The 21,558-nt window shown below is 74.7% G+C and carries 13 protein-coding genes; 12 read left to right on the top strand and 1 reads right to left on the bottom strand.

What is annotated here, in order from left to right; genetic code table 11:
• Positions 1–366: 366 nt before the first annotated feature.
• Positions 367–1,002, bottom strand: a complete 636-nt coding sequence (locus tag ACIO5E_RS33630) for a hypothetical protein (protein ID WP_400675328.1) — start codon at positions 1,000–1,002, stop codon at positions 367–369.
• Between the two features lie 443 nt (positions 1,003–1,445).
• Between ACIO5E_RS33630 and ACIO5E_RS33625 the strand changes: the two genes are divergently transcribed.
• The 12 genes from ACIO5E_RS33625 to ACIO5E_RS33570 all read left to right on the top strand — a co-directional run bounded on the left by ACIO5E_RS33625 (position 1,446) and on the right by ACIO5E_RS33570 (position 21,523).
• A complete protein-coding gene (locus tag ACIO5E_RS33625) occupies positions 1,446–2,738 on the top strand; it encodes a helix-turn-helix domain-containing protein (RefSeq protein ID WP_400675326.1) in 1,293 nt (430 codons plus the stop codon).
• Positions 2,739–2,954: 216 nt separating this feature from the next.
• Positions 2,955–3,398, top strand: coding sequence for a cobalamin B12-binding domain-containing protein (locus tag ACIO5E_RS33620; RefSeq protein WP_400675323.1), 444 nt, complete (start codon positions 2,955–2,957; stop codon positions 3,396–3,398).
• Positions 3,395–4,684 carry a methylaspartate mutase gene (locus tag ACIO5E_RS33615; RefSeq protein WP_400675321.1) on the top strand — a complete coding sequence of 430 codons (1,290 nt, stop codon included), beginning with the start codon at positions 3,395–3,397 and terminating at the stop codon, positions 4,682–4,684. The genes ACIO5E_RS33620 and ACIO5E_RS33615 overlap by 4 nt, the downstream gene beginning before the upstream one ends.
• Before the next feature lie 148 nt (positions 4,685–4,832).
• Positions 4,833–5,825 (top strand): asparagine synthetase A, encoded by a 993-nt coding sequence (locus ACIO5E_RS33610; protein WP_400675318.1) that lies wholly within the window; start codon positions 4,833–4,835, stop codon positions 5,823–5,825.
• The gene (locus tag ACIO5E_RS33605) at positions 5,822–7,093 is read left to right on the top strand and encodes a glutamate synthase-related protein (protein WP_400675316.1); all 1,272 of its coding nucleotides are present in this window, start codon (positions 5,822–5,824) and stop codon (positions 7,091–7,093) included. The genes ACIO5E_RS33610 and ACIO5E_RS33605 overlap by 4 nt, the downstream gene beginning before the upstream one ends.
• Before the next feature lie 126 nt (positions 7,094–7,219).
• The gene (locus tag ACIO5E_RS33600; RefSeq protein ID WP_400675313.1) at positions 7,220–11,977 is read left to right on the top strand and encodes an amino acid adenylation domain-containing protein; all 4,758 of its coding nucleotides are present in this window, start codon (positions 7,220–7,222) and stop codon (positions 11,975–11,977) included.
• 32 nt (positions 11,978–12,009) lie between these two features.
• The gene (locus ACIO5E_RS33595) at positions 12,010–16,440 is read left to right on the top strand and encodes an amino acid adenylation domain-containing protein (RefSeq protein WP_400675311.1); all 4,431 of its coding nucleotides are present in this window, start codon (positions 12,010–12,012) and stop codon (positions 16,438–16,440) included.
• 9 nt (positions 16,441–16,449) lie between these two features.
• A complete protein-coding gene (locus ACIO5E_RS33590) occupies positions 16,450–18,234 on the top strand; it encodes a non-ribosomal peptide synthetase (RefSeq protein WP_400675309.1) in 1,785 nt (594 codons plus the stop codon).
• Entirely contained in the window at positions 18,231–19,016 is a 786-nt protein-coding gene (locus ACIO5E_RS33585; protein WP_400675307.1) for a thioesterase II family protein, read from the top strand. Before ACIO5E_RS33590 ends, ACIO5E_RS33585 begins: the two co-directional genes overlap by 4 nt.
• Entirely contained in the window at positions 19,010–20,194 is a 1,185-nt protein-coding gene (locus tag ACIO5E_RS33580) for a cytochrome P450 (protein ID WP_400675305.1), read from the top strand. Before ACIO5E_RS33585 ends, ACIO5E_RS33580 begins: the two co-directional genes overlap by 7 nt.
• 112 nt (positions 20,195–20,306) lie before the next feature.
• The gene (locus tag ACIO5E_RS33575) at positions 20,307–20,519 is read left to right on the top strand and encodes an MbtH family protein (RefSeq protein WP_280683126.1); all 213 of its coding nucleotides are present in this window, start codon (positions 20,307–20,309) and stop codon (positions 20,517–20,519) included.
• A gap of 8 nt (positions 20,520–20,527) precedes the next feature.
• Positions 20,528–21,523: a TauD/TfdA family dioxygenase gene (locus tag ACIO5E_RS33570; protein ID WP_400675302.1), complete on the top strand. Its 996-nt coding sequence runs from the start codon at positions 20,528–20,530 to the stop codon at positions 21,521–21,523.
• Positions 21,524–21,558: the final 35 nt, after the last annotated feature.

Raw genomic sequence — 21,558 nt, 5'->3', positions numbered from 1 at the left:
GGGCCGGTCCGCCACCGCGACGAGCGCGCCCGCACCCACACCCCCCCCCCCCCCCCCGCCCCCCGCCCCCCCCCCGCCCCCCCCGCCCCCCCCCCCCCCCCCCGGCCCCCCCGCCCCCGGCCCCCCCCCCCCCCCCCCCCCCCCCCCCGGGGGGGGGGGGGGGCCCCCGCGCCCCCCCCCCCCCCCGACGGCGGACGCGAGGTCATCGACGGTGGGGTACCGGGCCTCGGGATTCGGTCGCGTGCCTCACCGTCCGGGCCGGCTGCCTCAGGTGGTCGGACCGGTGCTGCTGCACGGTGTCGATTCTTGCCGCAGGCCGTGGAGCCTGCGGCTGGAGGCGGACTGTCGACGGTTGGTGAGTGCTCGTCAGAGGCCCGGGACCGCGTCCTTCGGGAGCGTGTGCCAGTTGGTGACGATCGGCTTGTCGACCGGGGTCCTGCCGACCGGGACGCTGGCCGGGTTCGGGTCGGCGTTGCCGATGCCGACGATGGCGTCCGTGAACTCGACCGCCTGGTTGTCCTTGGTGGTCTTGGTCATGATGCCCGCGTACGCGGTCCTGGTGCCGCTCAGGGTGATCGGATCGCCGGTGGCGTGTTCGGCGCTGCCGGCCTCGATGCCGCCCGAGCCGAACGCGATGGTGGGGTGGGTTCCGGGGAGCGTGCAGGTGATGCCCGGCTTGGCCTTGGCCGTGATCAGGATGTAGCCGCCGGCCTGGGATTCGGCCTTCGCGCCGAGGACCAGGTCGTTGGCGCCGCAGGTCTGGCCGGACCCGCTCTTGTCGGCGGCGGGGGAGGAGGGCGCGGAGGGGGACTTGGGCGTGGTGGCGGCCTTCGTCGGCGCGGCCCCGGTGGGCGCCGCGGCGGTGGGCGCCGCGCCGGCGGCGGTGGCCGCGGGGCTGGCGGCGGTGGAGCCCGCGTCGCTGTTGTCCGGCCCACAGGCCGTCGCGGTGGCGGCGAGCGCCGCGACGGCGGCGGCGGTGAGGGCGAGGCGGCGCGTGCGCATGAGGCTCTCCTGCTGTCGTCGGCCGGTGCGGTTCACCGGTGTGTGATCACCGTAAGCGTGGGTCGTTCACCGTCTGGTGCGGGAAGTATCCCGATCCTGTCTCAGAACTCAGCGGGCCGTGTACGCCGAGTGGTCGCGCCCGGCGGGCCCGGCCGCGGGCGCCGCTACGAGGTCGCGGTCGCGAAGCCGGGAACCGGCTCCGACCAGGGTCGGACGGGCTGTGAGGCCGGGGTGAAGGTCGTGGGTGGGGCCGGTGATCGACCGTTGATCGGGCATAGACGGCGAGCCTGGAGCATCGGGAACCGGAGGGAACCGGTTCGGAGGCCACAGCCTGACCACCGGGGCTCGTACGGCCGGACCACGGGCCGCGCGGGTGCCCGATGCTGATGCCGCCGCCGGGCCCGACCCCAGTTGGAGTCCGGACCACGAAGGGCAGACGAGGTATGGACGGCGGGCAGTCGATGCAGGCGGTGAGGACGGCGGCGGGCTTCGGCGAGCTGCTGCGGCTACGGCGTGAGCGGATCGGGCTGACCCAGCAGTGCCTGGCCGATCACGCGACCCTGAGCGTGCGGGCGATCCGGGACATGGAGAGTGGCCGGGTGCGCCGGCCCCGCAACGAGACCGTCCGGCTGCTGGCGGACGCCCTGCGGCTGGAGGGTCGCGGCCGGACGGACTTCGAGGAGGCCGCCCGCCGGCACCCGCTCGCGGACGAGCCGGTGGCCGAGCCGGCCGCCCCGCCGGTGGCGCGCGGGGCGATCGTCGGCCGGGAGATGGAGGCCGAGGTGCTGGCCGACGCCTTCGCCGTGCACGGGGACCGGCTGGTCTCGCTGGTGGGACTCGGTGGGGTGGGCAAGACCCGGCTCGCCCTGGAGGTGGCCCGCCGACTGCACCTGAGCGCCCGTTGGTCGGTGCAGTGGGTGGACTGCGGCGGCGCTCCGCACCCCTGGCGCGGCCTGCCGGACGACATCGTCCGGGAGCTCGGCGACCGGACCGCGCTGCTGGTGCTGGACGGTGCCGACGGCGGGGTGGACGCCGGGCAGCTCGACGGGCTGTTCCGCCACTGCCCCGGGCTGCGGGTGCTGATCACCGCCCGGGAGGCCCGGCCGCTGCCCGGGGGCCAGGTCATCCCGCTCGCGCCGCTGCCCGTCCCGGCCCCCGAACTCGACGCCGAACCAGAGGCGTTGGCGCAGGTCGGCGCCGTCCGGCTGCTGCTCTCACACCTGTGCAGGCTGCGCCCCGGCTACACCCTGGAGCGCTCCGAGGCTCCCGCCGTCGCGGAGCTCTGCCGCCATCTGGACGGCCTGCCGGGAGCGTTGGAGCGCGCGGCGGGGTGGGCGCTGGTGCAGTCCACCGCCCAGCTGGTGGCCCGGCTGACGGCCGTCCCGTTCACGCTGGCGGCACCGCCGGTGGTGTTCGGCGCACGTGGTGACGTGCGGGACGAGGTGGAGCCGGCGATCCGGCGACTGACGGAGCGTCAGCGAGCCCTGCTCGACGTGCTCGTCGACGAGCCCGGGGACTGGTCGGGGGAGGACGCGGCGGTCCGCAGCGGCTGGGCGCTGCAGACCTGCCTGGCGACGGTGCACGAACTGCTGTCGCGCGGGCTGATCCGCAGCGTGCCCGCCCGCGACGGCGTGCGCTTCACGGTGCTCAACCTGTGCCGGCGCCTCGTCCGGGAGGAGCGGGGTCTCCGGCTAGCACCGGGTGGGGACGTCCCGCTGCTGGCCGTCGCGGGCTGACCATCGTGCGCCGGCCGGGCGGCAGTTCGCCGGCCGGGCGCCGATCCTGCCGATTCTGCCGCTTCTTGCCGCATGAGCTGCCGCTTGCCGGACCCGATCGTTCCTAACGTTCTCCGCGGGGCCGGGTCTTCGCGGAATACGCGCCGGAATTCCCGGGCCGCCGGCCGGGGCGTCGGCGGAATTCCATCGACGATCTCTACCGATGAGGGTTGAGTTGTGGATCACAGACAGGCCGAACAGGGCGGGCTGGACATCGTCGTGACGACGATGGCCTCGGATTCGCACACCTGGAACCTGGTGTTCCTGCAGTTCCTGCTGGAGGAACTGGGGCACCGGGTGACGAATCTGGGCGCATGCGTCCCGGACGCGCTGCTGCTCTCGGAATGCCGCCGGATCGCGCCGGACCTGATCGTGATCAGCAGTGTCAACGGGCACGGCCACCAGGAGGGCCTGCGAGTGATCCCGGTCCTGCGTGCCTGCCCGGAACTGCGCCGCACGCCGACCGTCATCGGCGGCAAGCTCGGCATCGCCGGAGCCGACGACCCCGACCGCGAGCGGACGCTGCTGGCGGCCGGTTTCGACGCCGTCTTCGAGGACGGCGCCTCGGTGGCCGGGTTCCGTGAGTTCGTCGGCGGGCTGCGTCCCCGGGTCCTGCTGTGACGGGGTTCGGCGCGTTCGTGGCGCAGGCCGCGGAGGCCGGCGCACTGGTGGTCCAGCCCCGGATGGGGATGGCGGGGGCGGACCGGATGCGGGCGGGCCTGCTCGCCACCCGGGGGGCGGCCGCGGTCACCGTCGGCACCATCACCCTGGACAGCTACACCCGCACCGGCGACCTCAGGGCCGCGCGGGACGCACTGGCCGTCGGGGCGGGTCTCAACGGCTACCCGATCGCCACCCACCCGGTCGAGGTCACCCGGGCGGTGCTGCGCGGGGTGGCGGACGCGGGCTTCCCGGTGCAGGTCCGGCACGGGTCGGCCGCGCCGGAGCGGATCTTCGAGGCGCTGCTGGCGGCAGGCCTGGACGCCACCGAGGGCGGACCGGTCTCCTACTGCCTGCCGTACGGCCGCACCCCGCTCCACGAAGCGGTGGACTGCTGGCGGCGCAGCTGCGAACGTCTCGCCTCCATCAGGGAGTTTGGAGCCGAGCCGCACCTGGAGACCTTCGGCGGCTGCATGATGGGCCAGCTCTGCCCGCCCTCGCTGCTGATCGCCATCAGCGTGCTGGAGGCGCTGTTCTTCCGCCAGCACGGGCTGCGCAGCATCTCGCTCAGCTACGCCCAGCAGGCCAACGCCCGCCAGGACGAGGAGGCGTTGGCCGCGCTCGGCCGGATCGCGGGCGAACTGCTCGCGGACGTCGACCGGCACCTCGTGGTGTACGCGTACATGGGCGTGTACCCGCGTTCGCCCGGTGGCGCGCTGCTGCTGCTGGAGGACGCGGCGCGGCTGGCCGTGCGCGGCGGCGCGGCCAGGCTGATCGTCAAGACCACGGCCGAGGCGCACCGCATCCCGACCGTCGCCGAGAACGTCCGGGCGCTGGAGACCGCCGCCGCGGCCGCCTCGGCGGAGCGCGCCCGCCCGCGGCCCGCCGCGCCGCCGGACACCGGGATCGAGGCCGAGGCCAGGGCGCTGATCGGCGCGGTGCTGGACCTGGACGCCGACCTCGGGCGGGCCCTGGTGCGGGCGTTCGCGGCCGGCTACCTGGACGTGCCGTACTGCCTGCACCCCGACAACGCGGGGCGGACGCGCAGCTCGCTGGGGCCGGACGGGCGGCTGCTGTGGTCCGCCGTCGGCTCGATGCCGATCGCCGGGCTCGTCGAGGGCGGCCGCCCGCCGATCCTCGGTTCGGCCGGGCTGCTGGCCGCCCTCTCCCACGTCCAGCGGCGCTACGACGGCCGGGACGTGCGTTCGTCCGCGCCCGCAGCCCGAGGCCTTCCCGCCGTGCGGTGATCCGCCCGGTAGCACCGCCGTTGGCGCACCGCCGTTGATGCACCGCCCGATGACGCACCTCCTGACGACGCACCCGACCGGCGCTCCACGACCGAGATCCACGGACGCTCCACGAGAACAGACACCCCGCGAGAGAAGAGGACCCGCCATGTCAGACTCCACGCCCCTTCCCCCGACCGATCCCGGCCGGCACCTGACCGCGCCGGCCACCCGCAGCGCGCTCCGGATACAGCAGCACCTGCTCACCGCAGCCCGTGAGTTCCTGCGCGGCCTGGGCTTCACCGAGCTGCTGCCGCCGATCATCGGACCGGTCACCGACCCCGGCGCGCGCGGCTCCAAGCAGGTGGACATCGACTTCTACGGCCACCGCTACAAACTGATGACCAGCGCGATCCTGTACAAGCAGGCCTCGCTGCTCGCCTTCGACAGGATCTTCTGCATCGCCCCGAACGTCCGCCTGGAGCCGCTGGAGACCGCCGGGACGAGCCGGCACCTGGCCGAGTTCCACCAGCTGGACGTGGAGGTCGCCGGCGCGAGCCGGGACGACGTGGTCCAGCTGGCCGAGGACCTGGTGGTGCACATGGTCGACAGCGCGGTACGCGAGCTGCCCAAGGAGTTCGCCGAACTCGGCCGGGAACCGCAGGCGTTCGCCGAACTCCTGAAGGGATCCTTCGGCCGCATCCGGCACGCGGAGGCGGTCGCCGAACTGCGGGGCATCGGGCACCCGCAGAGCGCCGAGGCCGAACTCGACTGGGAGGGCGAGGCGTTGCTGTCGGCCAGGCGCGACCGGCCGTTCTTCGTCACCGACTACCCGAAGGGCTCGCGCGGCTTCTACGACCGCGAGCACCCGGACGACCCGGGCCTGCTGCGGAACTTCGACCTGCTCGCGCCCGAGGGCTACGGCGAGTTGTGCAGCGGCAGCCAGCGCACCAACGACTACGCGGAGATCGTCACCCGGATGCGGGAGACCGGCGAGAACCCGCAGAAGTACCGCTGGTACCTGGACCTGGTGCGCGAGGGCGTGCCGGCCAGCGCGGGCTTCGGCATCGGGGTCGAGCGGTTCACCCGGTACGTCGCCGGGCTGGACGCCGTCTGGCAGGCCAGCGCCTTCCCCAAGCTCGCCGGGGTGGTGTCCCCGTGAGCGACCTCAGCGCACCGGGATTCCCGGAGGAGGAGGTCCGGCAGCGGGCCCGCGCCGGGGCGGCCGCCGCGTTCCCGCCCGCCGAGGAGTACGGACACGTGCTGTTCGGCGCCGGTCGACCGGAGGCGGCGGACCGGGCGACGGCGCCGGACGCACTGGACGCGCTGCGGATCGTCCCGCCGCTGTTCCTGCCGCAGCGACTCGCCAAGCTGATCGACCTCGGCCGCGAGCCCACCTACCAGGACGTCGAACTCGTCACCGCCATCGGCGGGTTCGCCTCCGCGCTGCCGGTGTACGTCTCCGCGACCGGATCCACCCGGGCCGCCGGCGGCGACCTCGGGCTGGCCCTGAGCCGGCAGGCCGGTGCGCTCGGGATCCCGATGGTGATCGGCGAGAACGTGGTGCCGGTCAACGGCTACGGCCGGCTCGGCGAAGCGGCCGACCGCACGCTGCTGGGCCGGCTGCGCGCCTACACCGAGGAACTCCCGGACGGGCTCGGCGGCGTGGCCGTGCAGCAGAGCACCGAGGACGCCGACGCCGAGGTCTGGAACCTCGTCCACAGCGATCCGGCCGCCCTGCCGCTGCTCGAATCCGGGCGCCTGGCCTTCGAGCTGAAGGTCGGCCAGGGGGCCAAGCCGGGCCTGGGCGGGATGACCGTGCTGGAGGCCGAGGCCGCCGCAGCGCTCGGCGACCGCTTCGGGCTGGACCCGTTGTTCGGTGACGGGCGGGTGCTGCGCGCCGCGACCCCGGGCACCTTCACCGCGGAGATCCTGCGCCAGCAGATCCGGCTGATGCGCAACAACTACCCGCGGGTGCGGATCTGGGTGAAGCTCTACCCCGGCCGGGACGTGGCCGAGGCCGCCCGGGTGGCGCACGAGGCCGGAGCGGACGCCGTCGTGGTGGACGGCGCGGAGGGCGGCACCGGCTGGGCGCCCGGAGTGTTCCTGCCGCACGTCGGACTGCCGCTCGCGGAGTGCCTGCGCCGACTGGCGGCCGCGCCGCCGCCGTCCCTGCTGGTCTCCGGGCGGATCTGGGAAGGCGCCCGGGCGGTCAAGAGCCTGGCGCTGGGGGCCCGTGCGGTGGGCCTCGGGCGGGCGGCGCTGCTCGCCGTCGCGGAGGACCGGGAATCCGGGCTCCGCCGTTTCGCGGAATGCCTGGAGCTGGAACTCCGGCTGCTGATCAGTGCGCTCGGGAAATACGCCCCCCAGGCCCTGGATCGGGAGGACGTCTGGTCCCCCGAGGGGTTCGGAATCACCGCGGCCCGGTAGTCGTGGCCTGCCCGGAAGGCGGCAACGGGAAACTGCCGATTTCCTTCCGCTCATTCTGCCGATAGGCCTGTCGAATTCTGCCTATCGTCGCTTTTGTCGCCGATTTCTCTCACGATCTGGGGTTGGATGATGTCCTCACGCGGTTTCCCCACTGAATTCACGGCGCCCGCATTCGCGCCGTTCGCCGCCGCCGTCGGCCGCTTCCCGGAGCGACCGGCCGTCCGGACCGGCGGCCGGACCATCGGCTACCGGGAGCTGGACGGTCTGGCCGCCGACCTCGCCGCCCGGCTCGACCCCGGGCGGACGGTCGCCGTCACCGGCCGCGACCGGCTGGACCACGTGGTCGCGCTGCTGGCGGTCCTGCGGGCCGGTGCCACCTACCTGCCGCTGGACCGTGAGGCCCCGGAGGAGCGCAACCGCTGGATCGCCGAGGATGCCGGGGCCTCCCTCGCCCTCGACGGCGAGGAGCTCACCGAGCTCACCCGACTCGGCGGCGGGACGGGCGCGGGCGCCGGCTACGTCATCTACACCTCCGGCACCACCGGCCGGCCGAAGGGCGTGCACGTTCCGCTCACCGCCCTGACCGGGCACCTGGCCGCCGTCGTCGAGACCTTCGGCCTGACCGAGCGGGACGTGGTGCTGCAGTTCGCCCGTCCGACGGTGGACGTGGCCGTGGAGCAGGTGCTCGGCACGCTGTCCGCCGGGGCCTGCCTGGTCCTCCCGGAGCAGCGGATCCTCGCGCCGGCCGCGCTGCTGGACCTGCTGGACGCCGAGGGCGTCACCGTCGCCAACCTGGCCGCAGGCTACTTCCAGGACGTGGTGGCGGTCCTGGGCGGCCGGGTGCCGCGAACCCTGCGGCTGATGATCTCGGGCAGCGACAAGCTGGAGCCCGCCACCGCGGCCGCCTGGCGGGCGGGGACCGGGGTGCCGCTGCTGAACGCGTACGGGCCGACCGAGACCGTGGTCACCGCCACCACCCACCGGCTCGCCGACGATCAGCCGGAGGCCGGCGTGCCGATCGGCACCGCGATCGGCGGGCGGCGGCTCTACGTGCTCGACGAGCGCCTGCGGCCGGTGGCGCCCGGCACGGCCGGCGAACTGTACGTCGGCGGGCCGCTGCTGGCCTCCGGCTACCTCGGCCGTCCCGGTCTCACCGCCGGCCGTTTCGTCGCGGACCCGTTCGCGGCGCTGCTCCCGGAGCCGACGACGGACCCGAAGACGGGCCCGACCGCGGCCCCCCGCGCCGACCGGCCGCAGGCCCCCGGCGCGCGGATGTACCGCACCGGCGACGTGGTGCGCCGGACGACCGAGGACGGACCGCTGGAGTTCCTCGGGCGCGGCGACCACCAGCTGAAGATCCGCGGCTTCCGGGTCGAGCCCGGCGAGATCGAGCAGGTGCTGGCCGGGTACCCCGGCGTCACCGGCTGCGTCGTGGTGGCGCACGAGGGCCGGCTGGCCGCGTACGTGACCGGCGCCGCGCCGCCGTACGCCGAGGCCCGGGCCTGGCTGGCCGAGCGGCTGCCCGAGCACATGGTCCCGGCGACGCTCACCGCGCTGGAGGCCTTCCCGCTGACCGCCGGCGGCAAGGTGGACCGTGGGGCGCTGCCCGAGCCGCAGGCGGCGCCCGGGGGCCGGCCGACGGGCCGGCCGCCGCGCACCCCCGCCGAGCAGCTGATCGCGGCGGTCTGGGCGGACGTGCTCGGGGTGCCCGAGGTCGGAGCCGACGACAACTTCTTCCACCTGGGCGGCGATTCGCTGACCGCCGTGCGGGTGGTGGGCCGGGTCTTCGACGTCTTCGGCATGGTGTCGCCGTACACCATCTTCGACGCGCCGACACTGGCCGAGTTCGCCGCCGCGGTGACCTCCGCGGCCGGTGGCCGGCGCCCGGCACCGGTCCGCTCGGGCGCCGCCGAGGCCCCGCTGTCCAAGTTCCAGCGCGGCCTCTGGTTCCTCGACCAGTGGAACCCGGACGCGCCGACCTACGTGGTGCCCTGGGTGTTCCGCTTCGCCGGGCCGGTCGACCCCGAGCTGCTGCGGCGGGCGCTGACGGGGGTGGTCGAGCGGCACGAGAGCCTGCGGACGACCTTCGAGCTCGCCGAGGACGGTCCGCGCCAGGTCGTCCACCCGGCCGTGGAGCTGCCGTTCACGCTCACCGAGACCACCGCCGACCGGGTGGACGACCTGGTCGCCGAGGCCGCGCTGGAGCCCTTCGACCTGGCGTCCGGGCCCCTGGTGCGGGCGCGGGTCCTCCGGGTCGGCGGGGCGACCACGCTGCTGCTGCTCTTCCACCACATCGTCTGGGACGAGGGCTCGCTGCCCGTGCTGGAGGCCGAACTCCAGGAGCTGTACGCCGCGCTGGCCGAGGGACGCCCCGCCGAGCTGCCCGAACTCGCCGTCCAGTACGGCGACTACGCCACCTGGCAGTACCAGGACGACACCGTCGACAGCCAACTGAACTACTGGCGCGAGCAGTTGCGCGACGCGCCGACCGCCCCGGCGCTGGCGCCGGACCGGCCCCGGCCCGAGGAGCAGGCCTTCCGCGGCGCCTTCCACCGGTTCACGATGCCGGACCCGGTGGCCGAGGCCGTCCGGGCGCTCGCCCGCAGCGAGGACGCCACCCCGTTCATGGTGCTGCTCGCCGGGTTGGCGCTGACCCTGCACCGCCGTTCCGGGCAGCGCGACCTGCTGCTCGGCTCGCCGGTGAACGTGCGCGGCCGGGCCGAACTCGACGGTCTGATCGGCTACTTCGTCAATCTGCTGCCGCTGCGGCTGCAGCTGGCGGAGGGCGCCTCCTTCCGCGAGCTGGTCCAGCACGTGCGCGAGGTGGCGATCGGCGGCTACCGGCACCAGGAGGTCCCCTTCGACGACATCGCGAACGCCGTGCTCGACGAGCGTCCCGAGGACCGCAACCCGCTCTGCCAGGTGCTGCTGGAGCTGCACCCGCTGGACACCCGGCCGTTCACGGTCGGCGGACACGAGGTCACCCGCGCACTGCACTCCAATCCGGTCTCCCGCTTCGACCTGTCCGTCTCGGTGGACGACCGCGGCACCGGCTTCACCGGCCGCTTCGAGTACGACAGCGACCTCTTCGGGCCCGCCACCATGGCCGGCCTGTGCGAGGAGTGGCTGGGTACCCTGGCCGCCGCCCTCGACGTGCCGGTGCACGCCCTGTTCGAGGCGCAGGCCGCCCGCGCCCCGCAGGCCACCGCCCTGATCTCCGGCGAACGGGCCGTCAGGTACGGCGAGTTGAACGCCGCCGCGAACCGGCTCGCGCGCCACCTGGTGGGCCTCGGCATCGGCCGCGGCGACACCGTCGCGGTGCTGGCCGACCGCGGTCCCGAGATGGTCACCGCACTGCTGGCGGCACTCAAGACCGGCGCCGCCTACACCCTGCTCGACCCGGACTTCCCGGCCGAGCGGCTGGCCGGTGCGGTCGCCGACACCGGCGCCACCACGGTGATCACCCACCGGCACGCCACCGTGCCGTTCGCCGTCCGGAGCCAGGTGGACCTGGACGCCTCGGCCGCCGAACTGGCCCGCTACGCGGCGCACGACCTCGGCCTGCCGGTCGACGGCGCCGACCTCGCCTGCGTGATGTTCACCTCCGGTTCCACCGGCCGCCCCAAGGGCGCGGCCGTCCCGCACCGCGCGCTCACCACCACCTACCTCGGCCAGGACTACGCCCGCTTCGGCCCGGACGAGGTCTGGCTGCAGTGCTCGCCGGTCTCCTGGGACGCCTTCGCCCTGGAGCTCTACGGCGCGCTCTGCTTCGGCGGCGCGTGCGTCCTGCAGCCCGGCCAGCGGCCGGACCCGCAGACCATCGCCGAGCTGACCCGCCGCCACGGCGTCACCGAACTCCAGCTCTCCGCGAGCCTGTTCAACTTCCTGCTGGAGGAGCTCCCGGAGACCTTCGACGGCCTCAAGCTGGCCATCACCGCCGGCGAGCGGGCCTCCGTCACCCACGTGGCCAAGGCCCTGGAGAACCACCCGGGCCTGGTGGTCGCCAACGGCTACGGCCCGGTCGAGAGCCTCGGCCTGACCACCTGCCACGAGGTCGGCCCCGCGGACGTCACCGGCAGCTCCGTCCCGATCGGCGTCGCGCTGAACGGCAAGGGCATCCTCGTCCTGGACGAGCGGCTGCGCCCCGTCGAGCCCGGTGTGACCGGCGAGCTGTACGCCTCCGGCGCCGGCCTCGCCTACGGCTACCTCGGCCGGCCCGGGCTGACCGCCGGGCGCTTCGTCGCCTCCCCGTTCGGCGCCCCCGGCGAACGCCTCTACCGCACCGGCGACCTCGGCTACGTCAACGCCGAGGGCCTGCTGGAGGTCACCGGCCGGATCGACGACCAGATCAAGATCCGCGGCTTCCGGGTCGAGCCCGGGGAGATCGAGGACGCGCTCACCCGCCACCCGGCCGTCCAGGAGGCCGCCGTCACCGTCCACGAGCCGGCCCCGGGCGATCACCGCCTCGCCGCCTACGTCACCGTCGGCGCCGACGCACCGGATCCGGACGCGCTGCTCGACCACCTGGCCGGCCTGCTGCCCGAGCACATGGTGCCCGCGACCGTCGACGTCCTGGACGCGCTGCCGCTCAACCACAACGGCAAGGTGGACCGGAAGGCGCTGCCCGCCCCCGCCGGGCGCCGGGCCGCCGCCTCCGAGCCGCTGACCGGGGCCGAACGGCTGGTCGCCGACGCGATGTGCGAGGTGCTCGAACTCGCCGAGGTCGGCCGCGAGGACAACTTCTTCCGGATCGGCGGCAACTCGCTGGCCGCCGTCCGGGTCGCGATGCGGCTGTCCCGGGAGACCGGCACCCGCGTCCCCCCGCAACTGGTGTTCCGGGCCAGGACCGTGAGCGCCATCGCCGAACGACTGGCCGCCCGATGACGGGCCGTACCGCATCCGAAGGGAACGAGGCCGTGAGCCCGTCCGACCACCCGGCGCGCACCGGGCCCGTCTCGGGGCTGCAGCGCGGCCTCTGGTTCCTCGACCGCCTCGATCCGCAGGCCGTCACCTACTGCACCCCCTGGACCGTCGACGTCACCGGCCCGCTCGACCTCCCGCTGCTCCAACGCGCGCTGGACGCCCTGGTGGCCCGGCACGAGGCGCTGCGCACCACCTTCGCGCTGCACCCCGACGGCCCCCACCAGCAGGTGCACCACACCCTCGCCGTGCCGCTCGCGGTGACCGACCTGCGCCCGCTCGACGACCCCGGCCGGGCCGCACGCCTCGAGGAGCTGCTCGCCGCCCGCTGCGCCGAGCCCTTCGACCTGGCCGCCGGCCCGCTGCTGCGCGCCGAGGCCTTCCGGCTCGCGGACGAGCGCACCGCGGTGCTGTTCACCGTCCACCACATCGTCTGGGACGGCTGGTCCGCCGAGGTCTTCGCGCGCGAACTCGCCGAGCTGTACGGCGCGGCGGTGCAGGGCCGCGAGGCCGCGCTGCCGGAGCTGACCGTGCAGTACGCCGACTACGCGCAGGAGGGGCTCGACACCTCGTTCGAGGAGCACCTGACCTACTGGAAGGAGCAGTTGGACGGCGCACCCGCCCTGCTGGAGCTGCCCACCGACCGGCCCCGGCCCACCGAGCGCGGCGCGGCCGGACGGACCGAGGAGTTCGGCCTCGCCCCCGGTACGGCGGCGCGGGTCCGCGCCCTGGCCGAGACGGAGGGCGTCACCCCGTTCACCGTCCAACTGGCCGCCTTCGCCCTGCTGCTGAACCGCTGGACCGGGGCCGACGACCTGGTGATCGGCACCCCGGTCACCACCCGCGACCGCCCCGAACTGGAGCACCTGCTCGGCTACTTCGTCAACCTGCTGCCGCTGCGCCTGCGGCTCGCGCCCGCACTGAGCTTCCGGGACCTGCTGGAGCACGTCCAGGACGTCGCCTTCGAGGCCTACGGCTACCTCGACGTGCCCTTCGACCAGCTGGTCGACCACCTCGGCGCCGCCCGCAGCGCGCAGCATCCGCCGCTGGTCCAGGTGGTGTTCGGTGCCCACGGCGAGGACCGCACCCCACTCGCGCTCGGCCCGGCCACCGCCGAGAGCCGGGTGCGCTCCAACGGCACCAGCAAGTTCGACCTCACCTGGTCCGTCTTCGACGGCGGCGAGCTGCGCGGCGAGGCCGAGTACCGCAGCGAGCTGTTCGACGCCGGGACGGTCCGCCGGCTGGCCGCCGAGTTCGACGCCCTGCTCACCGCGGCCCTGGACGACCCCGACGCCACCGTGCTGCGGCTGACCACCCGCACCGCCGAGGCCGTCCCGGCCACCGACACCCCCGGCCACTGCCTGCACCACCTGTTCGAGCGGGCCGTCGACGCCCACCCCGAGCGGTCCGCCGTCAGCGACCCCGACCGCACCCTGAGCTACGCCGAGCTCGACCGCCGGGCCAACCGCCTCGCGCACGCGCTGCGCGCCCGTGGGGCCGGCCCCGGCCACCGCATCGGCATGCTGCTGGACCGAACGGCCGACGTCCTGGTCACCGTCCTCGGCGTGCTCAAGACCGGCGCCGCGTACGTGCCCGTGGACCTGGCCGCCCCCGCCGACCGGGCCGCGCTCGTCTTCGGCGACACGGACGTCGCCCTCGTCGTCACCGACCGCCCGGACCGGGTGCCCGAAGGCCCCTGGCAGGTCTACGACCTGACCGCCGAGGCCGCCGACCTGGCCGTCCGGCCGGACACCCGCCCGCCGGCCGCCGGCCGCCCCGGCGACGTCGCCTACATCATCTTCACCTCCGGCTCCACCGGCCGCCCCAAGGGCGTCGCCGTCGCCCACGAGCACGTCAGCCGGCTCATGGCGGACGGCGAGGAGCACTTCGGCTTCGGCCCGCAGGAGACCTGGACGCTCTTCCACAGCTACGCCTTCGACTGGACGGTCTGGGAGATGTGGGGCGCCCTGCTGCACGGCGCCCGCCTGGTCGTCGTCCCGTACGTGACCAGCCGCTCGCCGGAGGAGTTCGCCCAGCTGCTGGAGGAGGAGCGGGTCACCTTCCTCTGCCTCACCCCCTCGGCGCTGCGCCAGCTGGAACCCGTCCTGCGCCGAAGCCCGCGCGCCCTGCCCGCACTGAAGTGGATCATGCTCGGCGGGGAGGCGCTGGACCCGGCCGTCGTCCAGCGCTGGTTCGAGCTCGACCCGCCGCCCCCGGCCCGCCTCTGCAACCTGTACGGCATCACCGAGACCACCGTCCACGTCACCACGCACGACCTGGCCGGCGGCGCCGGCTTCGAGCGCAGCCTGATCGGCGCGCCGATGCCGCACCTGAGCGCGCAGGTCCTGGACGACTGGCTGCGGCCCTGCCCGCCCGGCGTGGCCGGCGAGCTGTACATCGGCGGCGGCAGCCTCGCCCACGGCTACTGGGGCCGCCCCGGCCTCACCGCCGGCCGCTTCGTCGCCGACCCGTACGGCCCGCCCGGGGCCCGGCTCTACCGCACCGGCGACGTCGCCCGGCGACTGCCCGGCGGCGGGCTGGAGTACATCGGGCGCGCCGACTTCCAGGTCAAGCTGCGCGGCTTCCGGATCGAGCTCGGCGAGATCGAGAACGCGCTCGCCGCCCACCCGGACGTCGACGCCTGCGTGGTCACCGTGCACGAGGACCGCCTCGCCGCGTACGTCACCGGGCGCGAGCCCGCCGACGTCCGCGCCTTCCTCGGCCGCTCGCTGCCCCCGTACATGGTCCCGGCGAGCTTCACCGTGCTGGAGTCGCTGCCGCTCACCGTCAACGGCAAGGTGGACCGCGCCGCGCTGCCCGCCCCCGGCCAGCGCAGCGCGGCCACCGCGGGCCGCCACGTCGAGCCGCGCACCCCGGAGGAGGAGGCCTTCGCCGCCGTCTGGACGGAGGTCCTCGGAGTGGACGGCATCGGCGTCCACGACGACTTCTTCCACCTCGGCGGCGACTCCATCCGGGCCGTCCAGCTCGCCGGCGCGCTGCACGAGCGCGGCTGGGGGGTGAGCCTGCGGGACGTCTTCAACGCCCCCACCGTCGCCGCCCTGCTGCCGCTGGCGAAGCCCGTCGAGCAGGGCCCGGACGCCCACGAGCCCTTCGCCCTGATCACCCCGGAGGACCGCGCCGACCTGCCGCCCGGGCTCGTCGACGCCTACCCGATGGTGTCCATGCAGCTCTCCATGGTCTTCCACATGGAGATCGCCGGCGGCACCGACAGCTACCACAACGTCAACTCCTACCGGATCTCCGGCGACCTCGACGAACCGGCCTTCCGCCGCTCCGTCGCCGAGGCCATGGAGCGCCACGCGGTGCTGCGCACCGGCCTCGACCTGTCCGGCTACGGCGAACCGCTGCAACTCGTCCACGGCCGGCTGCCCGCACCCGTCGAGTTCGCCGACCTGCGCGGTGAACCGGACCAGGACGCGGCGATCCGCGAGGTGTTCGACACCCACCGGTGGACGCCCTTCGACCTCACCACGCCGCCGCTGTTCCGGATCACCGTGCAGCGCCTCGCCGAGGACGCCTTCCAGCTCACCATCTCCGAGCACCACGCGATCCTCGACGGCTGGAGCTTCACCTCGCTGTTCACCGAGATCCTGGAACGCCACACCGTCCTCGCCGCCGACCCGCTCGGCGCCCCCACCCCGCCGCCGCGCACCGCCTTCCGCGACTTCGTGGCCGTCGAACGGCAGGCCGCCCGGGACGAGCAGTCGCTCGCGTACTGGGGGAGCAGGCTGTCCGGCGTCAGCGGCCAGCTGTTCCCCGGCAGCGAGGACGTGCACGAGGCGCCGCGCACCGTCGAGCGGGTGCTGCCCGAGGCGCCCGAACAGCTGCGGCTGGTCGCCGACGCGCTGGCCGTGCCCGTCAAGTCGGTCGCGCTCGCCGCCCACCTGCACGCCCTCGCCGCCATCACCGGGCGACGGCGCGTCACCACCGGCCTGGCCGTCAACGGCCGGCTGGAACGGCTCGGCGGCACCGAGGTCTACGGGCTGTTCCTCAACACCGTCCCGCTGAGCTGCGAGCCCACCGACGACCTGCTCGCCCTGGCCCGCGAGGTCCACCGGGAGGAGCTCGACATGATGCCGCACCGCCGGGTGCCCTTCGCCCGCCTGGCCCGGCTGATGACCGACACCGCGCTGGACAGCCAGTTCGGCTACCTGCGCTTCCACGCCCTGGGCCGGCTCAGCTCGGCCCGCATCGTGGACGGCCGGATCGGCAGCGAGCCGACCCTGCGCCACGAACCCAACAGCTTCGCCTTCGGCGCCTCGGTGATCCAGGACCCGGTCTCGCAGCGGGTGCTGCTCGCCGTGGACCACCAGCGCTCGCTGGTCACCGACAGCACCGCCGAGCAGTTCATCGACACCTACACGGCCGCCCTGCACGCCATGGCCGCCGCCGTCCGAGAGTCCTGAGGAACCGTCATGACCGATCTGCTGGACCGCCTGCGCGACGCCGTCGCCGCCCACCCCGAGCGCACCGCCGTCCTCGCCGGCGCGGACCGCCTGGACTTCGCCGAACTCGACCGCCGCACCGCCGCCCTGGCCCGTGCCCTGCGCGCCCGCGGTGTCGGCCGCGGCGACCGGGTCGGCGTCCACCTGGCACGCACCGCCGACCTGCCGGTCGCCCTGCTCGCCGTCTGGCGGGCCGGCGCCGCCTACGTCCCGCTCGACCCGGCCTACCCCGCCGAGCGGCTGGCCTTCATGGCCACCGACGCCCGGCTCGCGGCCCTGATCAGCGCCGAGGGTCTGCCGGCGGCCCAGGACGTGCCGGTGCTGCGGCCGGACGCCGCCGAGGACGGGCCCGACCTGCCGCAGGAGGCCGACCCGCTCGACCCGGCCTACGTCATCTACACCTCCGGCTCCACCGGCCGCCCCAAGGGCGTCGAGGTGCCGCGCGGCGCCGTCGCCGCCCTGGTGGCGGCGCTGGAGGCCACCGGTGCCTACCGCGCCGAGCCCGGAGTGGTCGGCTGGAACGCCAGCGTCTCCTTCGACGCCTCCGTCCAGCAGTGGGCCCGGATCTGCCGCGGCGACACCGTTCTGGTGATCGGCGAGAAGCACCGCGCCGACCCGGCCCGGCTGGCCGCCCTGCTGGCCGAGCACGCCGTCACCGACCTCGACCTGACCCCGTCGCACTGGGAGCTGCTGCGCGAGCCGCTCACCGGAGCCCCGGTGCCGCGGCTGTTCATGGGCGGCGAGCCCGTCCCCGAGCGCACCTGGCGGGAACTGGCCGACACCGGCGTCGACGCCCTCAACCTGTACGGGCCCACCGAGTGCACCGTCGACGCCGTCACCGCGCCGATCAGCGGCCCCGGGCCGCACCTGGGCGAACCGCTGCCCGGTGTGCGCCTGCACCTGCTGGACGAGAAGCTCGCCCCGGTCGCCGACGGCGTCGTCGGCGAGCTGTACCTGGCCGGGCCCGGGCTCGCCCACGGCTACCTCGGCCGGCCCGGGCTGACCGCCGGGCGCTTCGTCGCCGACCCGTTCGCGGCCGATGGGCCCCTCCTGCCCGATGGCGGGCAAGGAGGGAGGCTGTACCGCACCGGCGACCAGGCCCGGCGGGGCGAGGGCGGTCGGCTGGAGTACGTCGGCCGGGTGGATCGCCAGGTCAAGCTGCGCGGCTACCGGATCGAGCTCGGCGAGGTCGAGCACGCCCTGGCCGGGCTGGAGGGCGTCCAGGCCGCCGCCGTCACCGTGTACGAGCCCGCCCCCGGCGACCGCAGGCTGGCCGGTTACGTCACCGGCGGCGTCACCGCCGTCGAGCTGACCGAGCGGCTGCGGGCCACCGTGCCCGCGCACCTGGTGCCCTCGGTGATCACCGTGCTGGACGCCATGCCGCTCACCCCGAACGGCAAGGTCGACCTGGCGGGGCTGCCCGTCCCCGGGGCCGCGGCGCCGTCCTCCGGGGCGGCGGCCGCCGAGGGTGCCGGCGGACTGGCGGACCAGGTCGCCGAGGTCTGGGGCACCGTGCTCGGCGTGACCGGCGTCGGGCCCACCGACGACTTCTTCTCGCTCGGCGGCCACTCGCTCGCCGCGCTGCGGGTCGTCCACCTGCTGCGCCGCCGGCTCGGCATCGAGCTCCAGCTGCGCCACCTGCTCGACTCGGCCGACCTGGCCGCCTTCACCGCCACCGTCGAGCGGGCCGCCGAGGCCGGCACCGCCGCCCCCCGGCCCGCCCTGACGGCCCGCGCCCGGGTGAGCGGCGCATGACCACCGCCACGCGGGTGCGACCCCGCGTCGAGGGGGACTGGCTGTTCGTCCCCGCGCCCCAACCGCACCGCCCGTTCCGGCTGTTCTGCTTCCCGCACGCCGGGGGCGACGCCACCGCCTACACCCCGCTCGCCCGCGCCCTCGCCCCGACCGCCGAGGTCTGGGCGCTGCGCCCGCCCGCCCGCGGCGGCCGGCTCGGCCACCCGATGCCCGCGAGCTTCGATCTGCTGGTCGACGCCGTCGTGGACGCCCTCGCCCCGCACCTGACCGGGCGGTTCGGCTTCTACGGGCAGAGCTTCGGCGCCCTGCTCGGTTACGAGGTCGCCCGGGCGCTGCCCGCCGAGCGGCGGCCCGAGCTGATCGTCGCCGCCTCCGCCTCACCGCCCGACGCCTGGGCCGGACCGGACCGCCCCCAGCACACCGCCGACGACCTGCTCCGCCTCGCCGGCATGGGCGAACTCGTCGAGGGCGAAGCCGAGCTGAAGGAACACGCGCTGCACGGCATCCGGACCGACCTGGCCGTGGTGGCCACCTACCGGCCCCGTCCGCACCCGCCGATCGGCTCCGACCTGCACACCGTCGTCGGCGTCGACGACCCGATGCTCGGCTCCGCCCGGCTCGACGGCTGGGCGGCCCACACCCGCGGCGGCTCCGGCCACCACGTCGTCCCCGGCGGCCACCTGCTCGCCACCGTCGACGGGCCCGGCCCGGTCGACCTGCTGACCTCCCTCATCGCGCGGCCCGGTGCCGCCCACCAGCCCACGACGGAGTACTCATGCTGACCACCACCGCGGTCGACCTCACCGACCCGGACCTGTGGGCCCGCCCCGACACCCCCGGCCTGATCGCGCAGCTGCGCCGGGAGGCCGCCGTCCACCGCACCGACACCGTCGACGACGGGCCGGTCTGGTCGGTGCTCTCCTACCGGCACTGCGCGGAGGTGCTGCGCGACCCCGCCCTCTACAGCTCCGAGCAGGGCTCGCTGCTCGGAGCCGGCGAGGGAAAGGTCCCGGTCGGCTCCGGCCGGATGATGGCCCTCACCGACCCGCCCCGGCACCGCGAACTCCGCGCTCCCGCCAACCCGTTCTTCGGCCCCGGCCCGGTCCGCGGAGCCTCCCGCGGCATCGCCGAGCTCGCCTCCTCGATCGTCGACCAGGCCGTCGAGCGGGGCGAGGTGGACCTCGTCGACGCCGTCTCCGCCCTCCCGCTGTCCGTCATGTGCGACCTCCTGGACGTCCCCGAGAGGGACCGCGAGATGGTCGAGCGGGTCTGCGACGTCGCCTTCCTCGGCCGCACCCCCGAGGAGCGCCGGGCCGGCCACCAGCAGCTCATCCCCTACCTGCTGCACCAGGTGATGCTGCGCCGCACCGACCCGCGCGACGACCTCATCAGCAGGATGGCCACCTACCGGGTCGGCGGCAAGCTGCTGCCGGTCGAGGACGTCGTCCTCAACCTGGACAACATCGTGGTCGGCGGCGTCCAGACGGTCCGCCACACCGCCGCCATGGGCCTGTACACCCTCGTCCAACACCCCGAACTGTGGCGGCAGTTGCAGCAGGGCGAGGTCGGCATGGACTCGGCACTGGACGAACTCCTGCGCTGGACCTCGGTCGGACTGCACACCCTGCGCACCGCGAGCCGGGACACCGAACTCGACGGCCGCAGCATCCGGCGCGGTGACCGGGTCGCGGTCTGGGTGTGGTCCGCCAACCGGGATCCGGAGGCCTTCGACCGGCCCGAGGAGATCCGGCTCGACCGCGCGCCCAACAAGCACCTCGCCCTCGGCCTCGGCGCCCACTACTGCATCGGCGCGCCGTTGGCCAAGGCCGAACTCGGGGCCCTGTTCACGGCGGTGCTGGAGCGCGTCGCCGTGATCGAACCGACCGGCCCGGTCACCCACAACCGCTCGATCATCAACTTCGGCCTGGACCACTTCCCGGTCCGCCTCACCCCGCGCTGACCGGGCCCGGCGGCAGGAGGCACGCGAGCCGAAGTGCCGCGTTCCTGCCTCGACTCCTGCCCTTCGGTCCCCCGGCCCGCCCCTACCTTCGAAGCAACCCAAGGAGGACACCATGAGCAACCCGTTCGAGGACGACAACGCCGGCTACCTGGTGCTGGTCAACGACGAGAACCAGCACTCGCTGTGGCCGGTCTGGATCGACGTGCCGGCCGGCTGGACCACCGTCCACGGCGAGGACACCCGCCAGGGCTGCCTCGACTACATCGAGGCCAACTGGACCGACATCAGGCCCGCCAGCCTGACCGCCTCCCTCGCCCGGCAGTGAGCGCCACCATGCCGACCTGGGAACTGAACCCCGGTCGCCCGGCCCTCGCCCACGCGCCGCGCACCGCCGACCTCGGCGAGGCCTGCGAGTGGCTGCGCGAGAACGAGACCGGGCTCACCGAAGCCCTGCACCGGCACGGCACGATCTTCCTGCGCGGACTGCCGGTCGCGAGCACCGAGGACGTCGCGGCCGTGCGCGACGTCCTCCTCCCCGAGCGCACCCCCTACCGGGAGAAGGCCACCCCGCGCAGCGACTACGGCAACGGCGTCTTCTCCTCCACCGACCTGCCGCCGGCCCAGCCGATCCGGATGCACAACGAGAACAGCTACACCCTCACCTTCCCGGGCCGGCTGCTCTTCGCCTGCCTGATCGCCCCCGAGGAGGGCGGGGCGACCCCGACCGCCGACTGCCGCCAGGTGCTCGGCCACCTGCCCGCGCACCTGGTCGAGCGGATGCGGAGCTCCGGCTGGACGCTCACCCGCAACTACTCGGACTACGTCTCCCTCGGCTGGCGCACCGCCTTCGCCACCGAGGACCGGGCCGAGGTCGAGGCCTACTGCCGGGAGAACGGCATCACCTGGGAGTGGCTGCCGGACGGCAACCTGCGCACCGGCCAGTTGCGCCCCGGCACCATCCGCCACCCGGTGACCGACGAGGAGGTCTGGTTCAACCACCTCGCCTTCTGGAACGAGTGGTCGCTCGACCCGGACATCCGCGAGGCGATGACCGACGAGTTCGGCCCGGACGGCTTCCCGTTCAACACCGGATTCGGTGACGGCGAACCACTGGAGCGCGCCGACGTCGACGCCCTCAACGAGGCCTACCACGCGGCGACCGTGCGCGAGCGCTGGCAGGCCGGCGACGTGATGCTGGTCGACAACGTGCTCTGCGCACACGGCCGGGACCCGTACCGCGGCGACCGCAGGATCGCCGTCTCGATGGGGCAGCCCCTCGACGTCCTGGACTGCCGGCCCAGTGTCCGGCCCGCCCTGGCCGACGCCTGACCGCGCAGCCCCGAACACCCCCGTGCCGTGACGTG

Origin of the sequence: Kitasatospora sp. NPDC087314, from assembly GCF_044744365.1 — a bacterium.
In the GTDB taxonomy this organism is placed as follows: domain Bacteria; phylum Actinomycetota; class Actinomycetes; order Streptomycetales; family Streptomycetaceae; genus Kitasatospora.
The sequence above is the reverse complement of the archived record's forward strand: the minus strand, read 5'-3'. Positions and strand labels throughout refer to the sequence as shown.

Coding starts and splice junctions, on each gene's coding strand:
- ACIO5E_RS33630 (WP_400675328.1), bottom strand. CDS start 1,002: ATGCGCACGCGCCGCCTCGCCCTCACCGCCGCCGCCGTCGCGGCGCTC.
- ACIO5E_RS33625 (WP_400675326.1), top strand. CDS start 1,446: ATGGACGGCGGGCAGTCGATGCAGGCGGTGAGGACGGCGGCGGGCTTC.
- ACIO5E_RS33610 (WP_400675318.1), top strand. CDS start 4,833: ATGTCAGACTCCACGCCCCTTCCCCCGACCGATCCCGGCCGGCACCTG.
- ACIO5E_RS33600 (WP_400675313.1), top strand. CDS start 7,220: ATGATGTCCTCACGCGGTTTCCCCACTGAATTCACGGCGCCCGCATTC.
- ACIO5E_RS33590 (WP_400675309.1), top strand. CDS start 16,450: ATGACCGATCTGCTGGACCGCCTGCGCGACGCCGTCGCCGCCCACCCC.
- ACIO5E_RS33585 (WP_400675307.1), top strand. CDS start 18,231: ATGACCACCGCCACGCGGGTGCGACCCCGCGTCGAGGGGGACTGGCTG.
- ACIO5E_RS33580 (WP_400675305.1), top strand. CDS start 19,010: ATGCTGACCACCACCGCGGTCGACCTCACCGACCCGGACCTGTGGGCC.
- ACIO5E_RS33575 (WP_280683126.1), top strand. CDS start 20,307: ATGAGCAACCCGTTCGAGGACGACAACGCCGGCTACCTGGTGCTGGTC.
- ACIO5E_RS33570 (WP_400675302.1), top strand. CDS start 20,528: ATGCCGACCTGGGAACTGAACCCCGGTCGCCCGGCCCTCGCCCACGCG.